The sequence below is a fragment of the Streptomyces sp. MMG1121 genome (genome assembly GCF_001280015.1).
Taxonomy (GTDB): domain Bacteria; phylum Actinomycetota; class Actinomycetes; order Streptomycetales; family Streptomycetaceae; genus Streptomyces.
Genome location: NZ_LGDV01000117.1, coordinates 1 through 306, shown reverse-complemented (window position 1 = coordinate 306; position 306 = coordinate 1). Strand labels below are relative to the sequence as shown.

The 306-nt window shown below is 75.5% G+C and carries 1 protein-coding gene and 1 pseudogene; both read left to right on the top strand.

Features of this window, described 5'->3' with window-relative positions:
- Positions 1 to 10: 10 nt before the first annotated feature.
- A complete protein-coding gene (locus ADK64_RS42755; RefSeq protein ID WP_267888541.1) occupies positions 11 to 133 on the top strand; it encodes an alpha/beta hydrolase in 123 nt (40 codons plus the stop codon).
- Between the two features lie 68 nt (positions 134 to 201).
- A pseudogene (locus ADK64_RS44885) lies at positions 202 to 306 on the top strand (glycosyltransferase family 2 protein); the annotation flags it as partial.

Below are 306 nucleotides of genomic sequence, written 5' to 3'. Positions count from 1 at the left end.
GGACGCCCGGCTGCTCACCTTCGACGGCGATGGCCACACCGCCGCGCTGAACTCCGGTTGCGCCAGGGAGCACGAGGCCCGCTACCTGATCGACCTGGAGCCGCCGCCCGAGGGGCTGGTCTGCCGGGACTGACCCCGAACACCCGTCAGGCGGGGGTGGGCGACCGGGGACAGGGGGCCATGCTCGCGCAGATCGGGGGGCACGTCGCCGCCCGCTACCCTTCCGGCCAGATCAACCTGCGCTCCCCCGCCCCGCCGACGGCGGTGTGCGCGATAGCGGCGGGCGTCGTGGCCGGCGTGGTGCTC